Source organism: Fodinicola feengrottensis (assembly GCF_039530045.1).
GTDB lineage: Bacteria > Actinomycetota > Actinomycetes > Mycobacteriales > HKI-0501 > Fodinicola > Fodinicola feengrottensis.
Genome location: NZ_BAAANY010000031.1, coordinates 181,925 through 197,096 on the forward strand (window position 1 = coordinate 181,925; position 15,172 = coordinate 197,096).

The window sequence follows — 15,172 nt, forward strand, 5'->3', positions numbered from 1 at the left end:
GCGGGAGTCTGCGGATGGAGGTTGTGGATGTTTGAGGCTGGTGTCTCTTACTCACTACTGGCTTGGTAGGACAGCAAATTCGCTACCTCCGCGTCGGAGAGTTCGTCGACAGCGGCGGTGAGCAGCACCTCTACGTGAGCGGCGAAAGCGGTCAGCGTTGAGTAGTCGAAGACGGCGCGTACGGGCACGTCGATTTCCAGAGTGGCGCGCAGCCGGGAAATGACCCGAGTGGCCAAGAGCGAATGGCCGCCGAGGGCGAAAAAGTCGTCGGCGGCACCGACTCGTTCGACGCTGAGCACCTCGGTCCAGATTTCGGCGACCAACTGCTCGGCATCGGATTCCGGTTCACTCCACTGCACGGCGACCACAGCGGCCGGATCGGGCAGCGCTCGTATGTCCACCTTCCCATTGTTTGTCAGGGGAAGTTTTTCCAGTCGTACGAACAGATCGGGCACGAGGTAACTGGGCAGCGTACGAGCGAGGCCGGCCCGCATTGCCTGGTCCGTGGCTGTCCCGACGAGGTAGCCGACGAGCCGGTCCTGGTGAGCAACGACGACGGCCTGATCGACACCGGGCTCGGCCTCCAATGCGGCGCGCACCTCGGCCGGTTCGATCCGGTGACCGCGAACCTTCACCTGATCGTCGAGACGGCCGAGAAATTCCAGCTGGCCGTCTGGTCGCCAGCGGCAGCGATCCCCGGTCGCATACCAACGAATCCCTTCCGTTACTGGGAAATCCGGTTGGCCCAGATATCCCTGCGCCACCCCCGCGCCGCCAATGTGCAGTTCTCCAGACACCCCGGGTGGCGTCAGATTTCCGGCCGGATCCAGCACTTTGACCACGGTGTCGGCGATCGGGCAGCCAATAGGCGGACGTGCGGCGGCGTTCGGCACGAGATCGCATGCCGTGGCGATAATGGTCGCTTCGGTCGGACCGTACGTGTTTACCAGCCGGGTACGCGAACCCCACCGCGCAACCGCTTCCGCTGATGCTTGTTCGCCGCCGAGGATCACCAGCCGCAACCCGTCGGGCCAGCGGACAGCTTCCGGGCTGGCGACCAATTCATGCCAGTACGCGGTGGGCAGGTCGAGCACAGTGACCGCGCGGCCCTGGGCAGACCGCAGGAAATCCGGCAGTGCCGCGGACTCCGTGACCACCTCGACCCGCGCCCCAGCTACCAGTGCTGGGTAGATTTCCTCGGCGTGGGTGTCGAAACCCCAGGACGCGACCTGCGCGACGCAATCATCCGGAGTCAGCGCGTAGACGCCGGTCATCCAGGCCACCCTGGCTGCCAGTGCGCCATGCGACACCGCGACCGCTTTCGGGGTGCCAGTCGATCCGGACGTGTAAATCACGTACGCGAGCCACTCGGGCAGCACCTGCACGGCAGTCATCGCTGGCGCGGTGGCGGAAGGGGAAACCCTGACCACACCCGGAAGTGGCTCGTCGGAGATGACGACCTCGACTCCACTTCCGACGATCATCAGGTCTTTCCGGGCTGCCGGCAATGCGGGATCCAGAGCAAGGTAAGCAGCCCCAGCGAGCCAGGTGGCGAGCAAGGCGATCACACCATGGGGCGAGCGCGGCAAATGTACGCCAACAACGCTCCCCGGACCGACACCGGCTTCCCGCAGCGCGCCAGCCAGCTTTTCGGCGCGCGACAACAGTTCCGCGTACGTTAGGGACCCCACCGCCACGGCGTCCGACGCCTTGATCAATAAAGGGACCACCGCGGGAACCGGTTGCCCAGGCCCGGTGCCCCAGGCGGACAACTTATCCAACTCACCTGCGGCCAGGCATTCCAGCTCACCGATGCGAGCGTCAGGGCGTCGTACGATATCTCGCAGCAGGACCAAGAAACGTGCGGCTATGCCGGCCACTGTGGCTGCGTCGAAGACGTCGTCGCGGTAGCCAAAGGCGGCGCTGAGACCTCCGTCCGCCAGCGGAAACAACTGCAAGGTCAGATCCAGCATGCTCTGCCCGAAGCCGGTGCCGAACCACTCGAGTTCCAGGTCGCCGAACGAACTCAGCGCGAAACCGGTCTCCTCCGGCGAATTCAGAACCATGATTGTCTGGAACTGTGCGGCTAAAGGCACGTCCGGCCGGCCGAAGGTCCCTAATACATCGGACCGGGTTTTTCTCAACAGCCGGGAGAATTCCGGGTCACCAGAGAGGTCGCCCCGGAGCACCTGCAGCTGGGTGAAATACCCGACGATCGTCTCCCAGGCCAGCTCCGTACGCGAGGCCATCGGCGTGCCCACACAAATGTCGTGCTGGCCGGTGTGCCGGGACAACAGCAGCTGGTACGCACTGAGCAGGACCATAAAAAGCGAACAGCGTTCCCGTCGGGCCAACGCCACCAGGTCAGCAACCACATCGGCGGGCAGCGTGACGGTTTCGAAGCCACCGCTGGTAGACCGCTCGGCGGCGGGTGGCCGGTCCGTCGGCAACGCCAACTCTGTCGCGCCGATCGGCCGATCCCGCCAACGGGCCACCTCAGGCGCCGGATCGACGGCCCGCTGAGCAGTGACAAAATCGCGGTAGGTCGCCGAAAGCGGCGGCAGCTCGCGACCCCGATACAGCTCAATCAACTCACTGTTGAGCAGGTTCAGCGACCACCCGTCGCCGATGATGTGGTGCAACACGACACTCAGTACGTGATCGCGTGGGCCGAGCCGTACCAGCAACAACCGGATCGGCGCGGCCGCGGCCAGCTCGAAAGCGCCGTTCGCCTCAGCCGACACCAGTTCCCGCGCGTGATTCTCGTCGCGGGCGTCCACCATCCGCAGCGGAGCCGACCCAGGTGGGCTGAGCACAGCCACCGGACTGCCATCCACGTCCGGAAATCGCGTCCGCAACATTTCATGCCGCGTCACCAGCGCATCGAGAGCATTCCGCAACGCGCCGACATCCAAAGAACCGCGCAGTCGCAGCGCCTCACACAGATTGTACGAGGCGTCACCGGGCTGTAACCGGTCGAGAAACCACAGTCGCTGCTGGCCGTACGACAGACGTTCCGTCATTTCCGGATGATCTACCAGCGACGAAGGCCCTGACAAGGCCCGAGCGTCCAACGACGCTGGCCTTGCCACCGATGTCAGGGTTTAGCGTCCGATGGTGGACAACCACGACTCAAGAATGGACCCCAGGTGCAGAACCTGCTTACTTTCGATCAGAAGTTCTTCGAAGCGCTCACCAACGGTGACACCAAAACCCTCGGCGACCTGCTCGCCGACGATTTCCTGCTGGTCTCGATCGCCGACGGTGCGATGGTGTCCAAAGTGGACCTGATCGGCGCGATCACGTCCGGCGCTGTCCAGTTCGGCGAGATCCAGTCCTACCCCGAAGAGGCTTTCGTCCGGCACGTCGGCGACATCGGCATCGTGGTCGGGCGTACGAAGATGACCTTCACCGGCGTCACCGCCGCCAGCCGCTACACCCACGTGTTCGTCCGGGTGCGCAGCGGCTGGCGGTTACTTTCGGCGCAGGGCACCGAGATTAAGGACTAGTTCTTCGGGGGGCGGTTCTTGCGGCCGCGGAGCTTTTCCCGGTCCTGCGCGGCCAGCGTGACCTTGCGGATGCGGACGAAGCCGGGGGTGACCTCGACGCATTCGTCTTCGCGGCAGAACTCCAGGGCCTGTTCCAGCGACAGCACCCGGTGCGGGATCAGCGGCACCAGGATGTCGCCGGAGGACTGGCGCATGTTGGTGAGCTTCTTTTCCTTGGTCGGGTTGACATCCATGTCGTCCTGACGGGAGTTCTCACCGACGATCATGCCCTCGTAAACGTCGGTGCCGGGACCGACGAACATGGTGCCGCGCTCCTGCAGGTTGGCCAGCGCGAAACCGGTGGTCGGGCCGCGTCGGTCGGCGACCAGCGAACCGGTCGGGCGGGTCCGCAGCTCGCCGACCCACGGCTCGTACCCGTCGAAGACGTGGTGCATGAGGCCGGTGCCGCGGGTCTCGGTGAGGAACTCGGTACGGAAGCCGATCAGGCCACGGGCCGGCACCCGGTATTCCATCCGGACCCAGCCGGTGCCGTGGTTGATCATCTGCTCCAGCCGCGACTTGCGCAGCGCCATCAGCTGGGTCAACACGCCGAGGTAGTCCTCGGGGGCGTCGATCGTCAGCCGCTCGACCGGCTCATGCACCGCGCCGTCGATCAGCCTGGTGACGACCTGCGGCTTGCCAACGGTCAGCTCAAAACCCTCGCGGCGCATAATCTCGACCAGGATCGCCAGCTGCAGCTCGCCACGGCCCTGCACCTCCCAGGTATCCGGCCGCTCAGTCTCCAGCACCCGGATGGACACGTTGCCGATCAGCTCGGCGTCCAGCCGGTTCTTCACCAGCCGGGCGGTCAGCTTGTTGCCGGAGGTGCCGGCCAGCGGCGAGGAGTTCGTCCCGACCGTCATCGAGATGCTCGGCTCGTCGACGGTGATCACCGGCAGCGGGCGCGGGTCCTCGGGGTCGGTGAGGGTCTCGCCGATGGTGATCTGCGGGATGCCGGCGATCGCGATCAGGTCGCCCGGCCCGGCGGTCTCGACCGCCACCCGATCCAGCGCCTCGGTCATCAGCAGCTCGGTGATCTTGACCCGCTGGATGGTCCCGTCCGTACGGCACCAGGCGGCCTGCTGGCCCTTGCGGATGGTGCCGTTGCGAATCCGGCACAGCGCGAGGCGACCCAGGTACGGCGACGAGTCGAGGTTGGTGACGTGCGCCTGCAGCGGCGCGCCCTCGTCGTACTGCGGCGGCGGCACGGTCTTCTTGATGATGTCGAAGAGCGGTTCGAGGTCTTCCGAGTTCGGGCTTTCGCCGTCCAGCGGGCGCTCCAGCGACGCCTTGCCGGCCTTGGCGTGGCAGTAGACGATCGGGAAGTCGATCTGCTGCTCATCCGCGTCCAGGTCCAGGAACAGCTCGTACGTCTCGTCGACGACCTCGGCGATCCGGGCGTCCGGCCGGTCCACCTTGTTGATCACCAGGATCACCGGCAGCCGCAGCGCGAGCGTCTTGCGCAGCACAAACCGGGTCTGCGGCAGCGGGCCCTCGCTCGCGTCCACCAGCAGCAGCACACCGTCCACCATGGACAGCGCGCGCTCCACCTCGCCACCGAAGTCGGCGTGGCCGGGGGTGTCGACGATGTTCAGCGTCAGGTCGCTGTGCTTGACCGCGGTGTTCTTGGCCAGGATGGTGATGCCCTTTTCGCGCTCCAGGTCCATCGAGTCCATCACCCGGTCGTCGACCGAGGAGCCGACCCGGAAAGCGCCGGACTGCCAGAGCATCGCGTCAACCAACGTCGTCTTACCGTGGTCGACGTGCGCGATGATCGCGACATTGCGCAGGTCATCACGAGTGGGCATGGAGTACTCGATCCTTGTCGGCGGGCGAAGCGGCCCGTACGGAGTGCTGGCCAGCGGCTGGCCTCATCCTCGCCGAGTGTACGGACCGGTCGGTCAGCGCTGGTCACCCAGCCGCTTCGTCCAGTGGGTCAGGGCACCATTCGCCGCGCACCCGAGGCTCTTGTTCACCGCAATCATAGGAGCGTTGTCGTCAGCGTTCCAGGTGGTCACCAGGGTGGTGACCGGAGACACGTCGGCGAGCTGGCGCAGGTTCGCCACCTTCATCCACGCGCCGAGCCGATGACCACGGTGTTCACGGCGTACGAGGGTGTCCCACTGGTAGCCGCGCTCGGGCGCTCGCAGCGGGAATCCGACCTCGGTGAAGCCGACCATCCGGCCGGACGCCTGGTGGATGGCGCCGACCGCGACCCAGCTCCGGTTCTGCGCGAGCTGCAGCCCTTCCCGGTCCCGGACTCGGTCGGCGTCCCAGTGCTCGGCGGCCCGCTCGAGGTCGCCCATCGGCGCGTCCGTACTCATCCGAGCGGCCAGTACGGCCCGGTCGTCCACCAGGTCCTGCGGGCAGCGGTCTCGCCAGGTGCGCAAGGCATAGCCGCTGACGTACCGGCGGCACTGGACCTCCAGCGTGTCGATCCGCTCGCGGTCGGCCGGCAACGTGAGGTCGCGGCGTACGGCCACCTGCGCGCACTCGAAGCCGTGCCGGCCGGCGAAGATCCGGCCCGGATCCGGCACCTCCGGCCAACCGGGTTCGTCCAGGTCGGCCTCCAGCAGGTCCCGGCCGGCCGCGGTGGCCAGCCGCTCGACCTCGGCAAGCAGTGCCGTTCCGATACCCGCCCGCCGCCGGTCCGGCCGTACGGCGAGCTGGGACAGGCCAACCAATCGCAAGTTTTCCAGCAGTGGCAACCCCAAGCGGGCGGCTCCGACCACGGCGCCGTCGTCGATCGCCGCCACGTCAACGAAACGCTCGGCCTTGGAGCCGCGCCCGCGCGCCTGCAGCTCCTCCAACAGCCAGTTCCGCTCGCCCGGCCGGTCGTGCTGATACGACGCCTCGACGACCGAGAACCAGCCGGCGAAAGCCTGGTCGTCGTTGGGATCCACTGTTCGCAGCCGCACCCAGACACGGTGTCAGCAACAAGGCGTACCGGCAAGCAAGGACTTTTCCCGGGATCGTGGAAAGAAGCTTGATTAAGCTGGCGCGCCCTGCATACGGTGACGGTTCATAACGTATTCGGAAGGACACACCCTGTGACCGCCACCGAGGAACTCCCCCAGCTGCCGTTCGCACACGGTGACACCGTGCTGGATGTCCCGCCGACCTACCTCGCGCTGATGCGCGCCGAGCAGCCGATCGCCCGGGTGCGGACGGCCGTCGGCGACCTCGCCTGGAGCGTCACCCGCTACGACGAGGTGCGTACGCTGCTCGCCGACCCGCGGCTCGGCCGGTCCCATCCGGAGCCGGAAAAAGCCTCCCGGTTCACCGAGTCGGCGATCCTGGGTGGACCGCTCGGCGACTACGCCACCGAGAAGCAGGAGCACGTACGGCTGCGCCGGGTGCTGACGCCGGCCTTCTCAGCCCGCCGGATGACCGCGCTCCGGCCCCGAGTGGCCCGGCTGGTCGCCGAACTGCTGGACCGGATCGCCGACCAGGGACCGCCGGCCGACCTACATGAGGAGCTCGCTTTTTCGTTGCCGGTGCTGGTGATCTGCGAGCTGCTCGGGGTGCCGGCCACGGACCGGGCCAAGTTTCGGGTCTGGTCCACGAAAATGGCCAGCATGCTCGATGGCGAGTCGGCCCAGGACGCGCTGGCCGAATTCTCCGCGTACATGCGAGACCTCATCGAACGCAAGCGGGAGGACCCCGCCCAGGACGTGATCAGTGACGTGATCGCCGCTGACGAGGAATGGCATTTCGGCATCGACGAGATGACTTTCCTTGCGGTAGCGCTGCTTTTCGCCGGCCACGAAACGACCATGGCACGCATCGACATGGGTACGGTGCTACTGCTCAGCAATCCTGCCCAGGCCGCCGCGCTGCGCGACGACCCGTCGCTCGTACCGACCGCTGTCGAGGAAATTCTCCGGATGACGGTTGGCGGCCAGTCCGGCGGCGTCACCCGCTATGCGCATGCCGACATCGAGATCAGCGGCATGACGATCCCGGCCGGCGACGCGGTCCTGCTCTCCACCGACGCTGGAAATCGGGACACCAGCGCCTTTCCCGAACCGGACACCTTCGATATCGCCCGGCACAGCACGACGGCCCACCTCACTTTCGGCCACGGCCCGCATTTCTGCATCGGCGCGAGCCTCGCCCGGATCGAGCTACAGGAGGTGTTTTCGGTGCTGTTGCAGCGTTTCCCCACGCTGCGACTGGCCGTCCCACTGGAGTCACTGCAAGCACGTACGGAAACCACCACCGCCGGCCTGCGCGCCCTCCCCGTCACCTGGTAGCCGACGGCTCTCGTGGCTATCGTGAGGGCATGGCGGTGTTGAGTGCGGATGAGGTTGCGGCGGCGCTGGCTGGGTTGACTGGCTGGGAGGGTGACGCGGCGGCGATTCGGCGTCAGGTCGAAGCTGCCGATTTCCCGACCGCGATCCAGATCGTCGACGACATCGCGGTGGCCGCTGAGCAGGCCGATCACCATCCAGACATCGACATCCGGTGGCGCACCCTGCGGCTGGTGTTGGCGACCCACTCCGAGGGCGGGGTCACCGCCAAGGACCTCGAACTGGCCCGCACCATCGACGGGATCGTCGCCGCCCACTCCTGAGGCGCCGATAGGGTGATCGGAGCGGGTACGGGGAGGCGGTCTGGTGGCTGGTGCGGTGGGCACCCTCAGCGTCGCCGGCGGCATCACGGTCGCGCCCCGGGACGGGCTGGTGCTGCGGTTCGGCCGCAACCGCGGCGAGGTGGACATCTGCGTCGGCGAGGACGACCTGCGGATCAGCCGGGTGCACGGGACCCTCACCTGCCGCGGCGAGCAATGGTGGCTGGAGTGCTCCGGACGTACGCCGATCCGGCTGCCGCACTCGGTGCTGCTCCATCACGACGCCGAGCCGGTGCCGCTGCCCACCGGCTACACGCCCCTGCAGCTGGGCGGCTCGCGAGGCCGGGAGCACCTGCTGGAGCTGTACGTCGCCGGAGCCACTGGCGGCCGGCCGCCGGTTCGACCGGCCGACGAGACCGAGAAGCCCAGGCGTTGGCGGCTCACCCCGGACGAACGACTGGCCGTGGTCGCGCTCGGCCAGCGCTATCTGATGAACGACCCGTACGCGCAGCCGCAGTCTCGCCAGCAGGCCGCCGCCGAACTCGCCGAGCTCGACCCCGATGGCCGGTGGACGCACAAAAAAGTGGAGCATCTGGCGGCCGGGGTGCGCCGACGACTGTCCCAAAGTGGGGTGCCCGGCCTGCGGATGGACGAGGTGGGCGACCCCGTCGGCCTCACCCTGGTGGCGAACCTGCTGCGCGAGTTGATGAACTCGGCCACCCTCGGCGCTCAGGATCTGGAGCTCCTCGAACGCGAGAGCTGACCAGTTGGCTGTGGGCAGTCGCGGTTGGGGCCGCGATGCCTCATCGCGACCAGATCAACCCGGGAGTTGAGGAAAATCGGGACGCTCCGGGCTACTTTGGGACCGTGACCACGACTGAAAAACTCCCCCAGCTGCCGTTCCAGCCTGGCAAGAACGTGATGGATGTGCCGCCGGGTTTCCGGCAGCTGCTCGCCGACCGGAAAATCACCAAGGTGCGTACGACCGCGGGTGACGTCGCGTGGATCGCGACTCGCTATTCGGACGTTCGCGCGCTCTTCGCCGACCCGCGCCTTGGCCGCTCGCACCCGGAGCCGGAGAAGGCGGCCAAGATCTCCGCCTCGGCGATCCTGGGCGGCGCGACCGACAACTACGAGACCGAGCGCGAGGACCACACCCGGATGCGCCGGCTGCTCACGCCGGCCTTCTCGGCTCGCCGGATGGGCTTGCTGCGTCCCCAGGTCAGTGGCTTGATCGCCGACTTGCTGGACCGGATGGCGGCCGGCCAGAAGCCCGCCGACCTGCATGAGCAGCTCTCGTTTCCACTGCCCGTGCTGGTGATTTGCGCGCTGCTCGGGGTGCCGGCCGCGGACCGGGAGAAGTTCCGGTCCTGGTCGGTGGCGATGGGCAATCTGGTGGACGCGCCACTCGCGCAGGCCGCGATGGGCGAGTTCTTCACGTACATGCGGGATCTGGTCGAACACAAGCGGTCCGACCTGGGCGAGGACGTGATCAGTGACCTGATCTCGGCCGCGCCGGAGTGGAAGCTGGAGACCGACGAGATCGCCAGCCTGTCCACCGGCCTGCTGTTCGCCGGCCACGAGACGACCATGACCCGCATCGACATGGGTACGGTCCTGCTGCTCAGCAACCCCACCCAGGCCGACGCGCTGCGCGCCGATCCGGCCCTGGTGCCGTCCGCGGTGGAGGAGATCCTCCGGCTCGGCAGCACCGGCGGCGGCAGCGGCGGACTGGTCCGCTATGCCCGGGAGGACCTGGAAATCTCCGGAGTCACCATCCGGGCCGGCGAGGCCATCCTGCTGTCCGCCACCACCGCGAACCACGACGAGACGGCGTTCGACGACCCGGACACCTTCAACATCACTCGCAAGAGCGCCAACCAGCACATGTCTTTCGCCCACGGCGCCCACTTCTGCATCGGCGCGAGCCTCGCCCGGATCGAGCTGCAGGAGGTGTTCTCGGTGCTGCTGAACCGTTTCCCGACGCTGCGTCTGGCCGTACCGGTGGAGGAACTGCGATTGCGAAAGGACGCGTTGACCGGTGGCCTGATGGGCCTGCCGGTCACCTGGTAGACGATGGGGCAGGGCGGCGGATCCACCCCGGAGTTGAAGAAAGCCGACTTTGGCCGGCATAGCGTGGGAAACCTGTCCACCTCCGGAAGGATCCGCTGCCGTGACCACCACCGAAGACCTCCCCCGCCTGCCGTTCGCACCGGGCGCGAATGTGCTCGACATCGCCCCGAAATACCGTGAGCTGCTGGCCGACCGGCAGGTCACCAGGGTGCGTACGTACGCCGGCGACGTGGCATGGATCGCGACCCGGTACGACGACGTACGAACGCTGTTCGACGACCCGCGGCTCGACCGTTCGCATCGAGAGCCGGCCAAGGCCGCCCGGGTGTCCCAGTCGCAGGTGCTGGGCGGTCCGAGCGACAACTTCGACACCGAGCCGCGGGACGCGCAGGTGATGCGGCGGTTGCTCACGCCGGCCTTCTCTGCTCGCCGGATGAACGCCTTACGCCCGAAAATCGGCGAGATCATCACCGACATCATGGCCCGTCTGGAAGCCGGACCGCGGCCAGCGGACCTGCACGCGAACCTGTCCTTTCCGTTGCCAGCACTGGTGATCTGCGCGCTGCTCGGCGTCCCGTACGAGGACCGGGAACGGTTCCGGGCCTGGTCGGTGGACATGGGCAACATGGTCGACGCGCCGCTCGCGCAGGCCGCGATGGCCGAGTTCTCCGGCTACATGCTGGAGCTCGCCGACCGCAAGCGGGTCGAGCCCGGCGACGACGTGATCAGCGACCTGGTGGCCGCGCAGGACGAGTGGAAGTTGGACTCGTCGTACATCGGCCGGCTGTCCACCGGGCTGCTCTTCGCCGGCCACGAGACGACCATGACCCGCATCGACATGGGTACGGTTCTGCTGCTCAGCAACCCAGCGCAGGCCGACGCGCTGCGCAGGGACCCGTCGCTGCTGCCCACCGCCGTCGAGGAGATCCTGCGGGTCACCAGCACCGAGAGCAACGGCGGCGCGCTGGTCCGCTACGCCCGCGAGGACATCCAGATCGGCGACGTGACGATCGCGGCCGGCGACGCCGTACTCCTGCCGTTCGGCATCGCGAACCGCGATGACACCGCCTTCGACGACCCGGACACCTTCGACATCACCCGCAAGTCGCGCGTACCGCACCTGTCCTTCGGCCACGGCCCGCACTTCTGCATCGGCGCGAGCCTCGCCCGGATCGAGCTGCAGGAGGTGTTCTCGGTGCTGCTGAACCGTTTCCCGACCTTGCGCCTCGCCGTACCGGTGGAGGAACTGCAGCTGCGCAAGGACGCCATCACCGGCGGCCTGAAGGCGTTGCCCGTCACCTGGTAGGACCTGCACGAGAGTTGACACCCACCTGCTGGTTCAGATTCCGTGCCGTACGCGCAGACCGTCGACGACCCGCTGCCAGGCCCGGGTAAAGGCTCGGGGTGGGCCCCTCGGACGTAACACGCGCGACCTCGGAGTTCGGTTGCGGACGTACGACCGTGGCTGCATATACGTTGGACGCATGCGGTGCGGGCCGGCACTGTTTTGACTTACGTTTTCGGTGGAAACAACTAAACCGCCACCTGGTATTTCAGAATGGTTTGCCGGCTCGCGTAGGGTCCACGAATGGGTGTGCGAAAGGGAGGCAGTGTGACGGCAGGTGCCAGTCCCGGCGATGTCCGGCACGAGTTCGACGTGGCCGCCGCGGCCGTGCAGGCCGCTCTGGACGCCGGAGCCCGGTATGCCGACGCGCGGCTGATGCACCGCCGGAGCGAGTCGATGGCCGCCCGCAACGGGGTGGTCGAGGCGCTCAGCCAAATCGAGTCGACCGGGCTCGGGATCCGGGCACTGGTCGGCTCCTCCTGGGGCTTCGCCGCGGTCCCCGACCCGACCGATGCGACCGCCCGCGGCATCGGCGCGCAGGCCACCGCGATCGCCGCCGCGAGCGCGCAGGTGCCTGGCCCGAAGGTCCGCCTGCTCGGCGCGCCTGCGGTCACCGACAGCTGGTCAAGTACGTGCGAGAAGGACCCTTTCGCGGTGCCGCTGGCCGCCAAGGCCGAGCTGCTGTCCGGGGTCACCCAGACGATGCGCGAGCACGGCGCCGATCTGGCTGAGGCCTCGTACGACCTCTGGTTCACCGACAAGTGGTTCGTCTCCAGCGAAGGCCACCGGATCCATCAGCGGATCATCGAGTCCGGCGCCGGCATGAACGCGACCAGCATCGGCGAGAACGAGTCGCAGCGCCGGTCGTATCCGAGCGTACGCGGCCAGTTCGGCACCGCCGGCTGGGAGCTGATCGAGCGGCAGGACCTGCCTGGCAACGCGGCCCGGATCGCCGAGGAGTCGCGCGCGCTGCTGACCGCACCGCGCTGCCCGGCCGGCGAGACCACGCTGATCCTGGGCTCCGAGCAGATGGCGCTGCAGATCCACGAGTCGGTAGGGCACGCGGTCGAGCTGGACCGGATCCTGGGCTGGGAAGCCGCCTTCGCCGGCACGTCCTGGCTGGACCTCTCCCAGTTGGGCAGCCTGAAGTTCGGTTCGGACCTGATGACGATCACGGCGGACGCGACGCTGCCGGGCGCGCTCGGTTCGTTTGGCTATGACGACGAGGGCAGCCCGGCGACGCCGGTCGACATCGTCCGCAATGGGGTGTGGACCGGCGTACTGGCCGGCCGCGACTCGGCCGCGGTGGCCGGCCTGGACTACGCCGGGGCCGTACGAGCCGACGGCTACGCACGGCTGCCGATGGTCCGGATGACGAACGTCGGCCTGCTGCCCGGCGAATCCAGTCTGGACGACATGATCGCCGCCACCGACGACGGCATTTTCATGGACACCAACCGATCCTGGTCGATCGACGACCGCCGGCTGAACTTCCAGTTCGGCTGCGAGATCGGCTACGAGATCAAGAACGGAAAACGCGGGCGGATGCTGCGCAACCCCACCTACACCGGGATCTCGCCGCGGTTCTGGGGATCCATGGACATGACCGGCGACCGCGACCACTGGGTCTTCTGGGGCACCCCGAACTGCGGTAAGGGCCAACCGGGGCAGATCGGCCACACCGGCCACCCGTCGGTGCCGGCCCGCTTCGCCGGCGTCCGGGTGGGGGTGACCGGATGACCTCCGCCGCCGATCAGGAGCTTGGCGAACGCGTCCTCGCCGAAGTTCGCCGGACCGCGCCGGGAGCCGAGGCCGACGTGCTGGTCACCACCTCCACGCTCGCGCTGACCAGGTTCGCCAACTCCGCGATCCACCAGAACGTCACCGACACCGGCACCTCGCTGTCGCTGCGGGTCAACGTCAACGGGCGTACGGCCGCGGCCAGCCTGACCGTCGCCCCGGACCAGGCCGCCGCCGACGCGGTGCGCAGCCTCGCCGAACGCGCCGTCGCGGCCTGCGAGGTGTTGCCGGTCGATCCGGGCTGGCCGGGCCTGACCACCTCCGGGAAGCTCGCGCACAGCGGAAACTACGACGAGGAAACCGCGCACGCGGCCCCGGCCGTACGAGCGGACATGGTCCGCGCTTTCATCGACGGCGCCAGTGGACTGTCCGCCGCCGGGGTCTGCCAGACCAGCTCGGTCGCCCGTACGTACGCGAACACCGCCGGTCACCAGGTCAGCGGCCTGGCCAGCGAGTCCACAGTGGACGGCATCGCCCGGGCGGCCCGAGACGGCGGCGGTTTCGCCGACGGCGTCGCGAAACTCACCGCCGTCCGACTCACCGACATCGACCCGGCCGCGCTCGGCGCCACCGCCGCCGCCAAGGCCACCGCGAGCCTGTCGCCGGTGGACCTCGCACCGGGCCGCTACGAGGTGGTCATCGAGCCGAGCGCCGCCGCGCAGGTGCTCTTCTACCTGGGCATGTATGCCTTCAACGGGAGGGCCGTCAACGAGGGCCGCTCGTTCGTACGACCCGGACAGCCGCAGTTCGACCCGTCCCTCACGCTCCTGGACGACCCTGAGTCCGAAGACGCCGTAGGCATGCCCTTCGACGCCGACGGCACCGTCAAACGACGGCTCACCCTGATCGACGCCGGCGTCACCGCCACCGCCGTGCACTCCCGCCGTACGGCCGCCGAAGCCGGCGCCGAGAGCACCGGCCACGCCATCCCCGGCGGCGACCGGTTCGGCGCGCTGCCGCTGCATCTGCGAGTCCCCGGCGGAGCCGGCGGGACCGTCGACGACCTGGCCTTCGAGGTGACGGACGGGCTGCTGGTCAGCGACTTCTGGTATGTCCGCGTGCTGGACCCACGCACCCTGGTCACCACCGGCCTCACCCGCAACGGCCTCTGGCGCATCCAGGACGGGCGAGTCACCGAGCCGGTCGGCAACCTGCGTTTCACCCAGTCGTACGCGGACGCCTTCGGCCCCGGCAACCTGCTCGCCATCGGCTCCGACCCGGTCGGCATCAGCCCCACCGGCTACTCCATCGACACCGCCAACCGGATCGCGGTGCCGTCACTGCGACTCGCCTCATGGAATTTCACCGGCGGCTCCGCGGGCTGATTTTCCTTTCGTACGAGCGAAGGCTGACGTCGGTTGCTGCTTGGACTTGAGGTGGACCTGCTCGACGGTCTCGACTGCGGTTGGGGTTGTCTTGGTGAGCGGCGACCCACGGTAGGTGTCGCTGGGTGCGCGGGGTTACAGCCTGGGTAAAAGCGGGGACCGCTGGGGAATGAGCGACTTGGGTAAAGCAGTGTCCGCTGGGAAATGAGCGACTTGGGTAAAAGCGGTGACTGCTGGGAAATGAGCGACTTGGGTAAAAGCGGTGACCGCTGGGAAAAGAACGCCCTGGGTAAAAGCGGTGACCGCTGGGAAAAGAACGCCCTGGGTAAAAGCGGTGACCGCGAGGGTGCGGTGCCTCGTCTACCAGCCACAAGAAAACCCCGCCCCGCCACCAAAGACCGGTGGCGGGGCGGGGTTTTCTTGTGGTTACTGCCGATGGCCCCCTGTGTTTCTGGCGCCTTCGGCGCGGGCGCTGTCGACTACGGCTACGAGAGTCCGCCTTTGTAGG

General features: G+C 67.7%; 11 protein-coding genes. 8 read left to right on the plus strand and 3 right to left on the minus strand.

The features are described from left to right. Window positions 1–47: 47 nt before the first annotated feature. Complete coding sequence (locus tag ABD301_RS32575) at window positions 48–3,023, minus strand: amino acid adenylation domain-containing protein (RefSeq protein ID WP_344314084.1); 2,976 nt, start codon at window positions 3,021–3,023, stop codon at window positions 48–50. 126 nt (window positions 3,024–3,149) lie between these two features. On the opposite strand from ABD301_RS32575, the gene ABD301_RS32580 reads away from it, so the two are divergent. Beyond that, window positions 3,150–3,509 (plus strand): nuclear transport factor 2 family protein, encoded by a 360-nt coding sequence (locus tag ABD301_RS32580; protein WP_163570858.1) that lies wholly within the window; start codon window positions 3,150–3,152, stop codon window positions 3,507–3,509. Here the strand turns inward: ABD301_RS32580 and typA are convergent. Then, window positions 3,506–5,356 carry a translational GTPase TypA gene (gene typA / locus ABD301_RS32585; RefSeq protein ID WP_344314085.1) on the minus strand — a complete coding sequence of 617 codons (1,851 nt, stop codon included), beginning with the start codon at window positions 5,354–5,356 and terminating at the stop codon, window positions 3,506–3,508. The genes ABD301_RS32580 and typA overlap by 4 nt on opposite strands. Before the next feature lie 93 nt (window positions 5,357–5,449). Beyond that, window positions 5,450–6,466: a GNAT family N-acetyltransferase gene (locus tag ABD301_RS32590; RefSeq protein WP_344314086.1), complete on the minus strand. Its 1,017-nt coding sequence runs from the start codon at window positions 6,464–6,466 to the stop codon at window positions 5,450–5,452. A 132-nt stretch (window positions 6,467–6,598) separates the two neighbouring features. On the opposite strand from ABD301_RS32590, the gene ABD301_RS32595 reads away from it, so the two are divergent. From ABD301_RS32595 to ABD301_RS32625, 7 genes are all read left to right on the plus strand, one after another. Then, a complete protein-coding gene (locus ABD301_RS32595) occupies window positions 6,599–7,804 on the plus strand; it encodes a cytochrome P450 (protein WP_344314087.1) in 1,206 nt (401 codons plus the stop codon). Window positions 7,805–7,833: 29 nt separating this feature from the next. Further along, window positions 7,834–8,124: a 4a-hydroxytetrahydrobiopterin dehydratase gene (locus tag ABD301_RS32600; protein ID WP_344314088.1), complete on the plus strand. Its 291-nt coding sequence runs from the start codon at window positions 7,834–7,836 to the stop codon at window positions 8,122–8,124. A 43-nt stretch (window positions 8,125–8,167) separates the two neighbouring features. Beyond that, the gene (locus tag ABD301_RS32605) at window positions 8,168–8,884 is read left to right on the plus strand and encodes an FHA domain-containing protein (protein ID WP_344314089.1); all 717 of its coding nucleotides are present in this window, start codon (window positions 8,168–8,170) and stop codon (window positions 8,882–8,884) included. 104 nt (window positions 8,885–8,988) lie between these two features. Then, window positions 8,989–10,194 (plus strand): cytochrome P450, encoded by a 1,206-nt coding sequence (locus tag ABD301_RS32610; protein ID WP_344314090.1) that lies wholly within the window; start codon window positions 8,989–8,991, stop codon window positions 10,192–10,194. A gap of 100 nt (window positions 10,195–10,294) precedes the next feature. Next, window positions 10,295–11,500, plus strand: coding sequence for a cytochrome P450 (locus ABD301_RS32615; protein WP_163570870.1), 1,206 nt, complete (start codon window positions 10,295–10,297; stop codon window positions 11,498–11,500). 306 nt (window positions 11,501–11,806) lie between these two features. Continuing rightward, entirely contained in the window at window positions 11,807–13,279 is a 1,473-nt protein-coding gene (locus ABD301_RS32620; RefSeq protein ID WP_344314091.1) for a TldD/PmbA family protein, read from the plus strand. Then, entirely contained in the window at window positions 13,276–14,664 is a 1,389-nt protein-coding gene (locus ABD301_RS32625) for a TldD/PmbA family protein (protein ID WP_344314092.1), read from the plus strand. Before ABD301_RS32620 ends, ABD301_RS32625 begins: the two co-directional genes overlap by 4 nt. Window positions 14,665–15,172 lie beyond the last annotated feature (508 nt).

Bases quoted from the DNA above. Each gene is read 5' to 3' on its own strand.
- ABD301_RS32575 (WP_344314084.1), bottom strand. From the start codon at position 3,023: ATGACGGAACGTCTGTCGTACGGCCAGCAGCGACTGTGGTTTCTCGAC.
- typA (WP_344314085.1), bottom strand. From the start codon at position 5,356: ATGCCCACTCGTGATGACCTGCGCAATGTCGCGATCATCGCGCACGTC.
- ABD301_RS32625 (WP_344314092.1), top strand. From the start codon at position 13,276: ATGACCTCCGCCGCCGATCAGGAGCTTGGCGAACGCGTCCTCGCCGAA.
- ABD301_RS32600 (WP_344314088.1), top strand. From the start codon at position 7,834: ATGGCGGTGTTGAGTGCGGATGAGGTTGCGGCGGCGCTGGCTGGGTTG.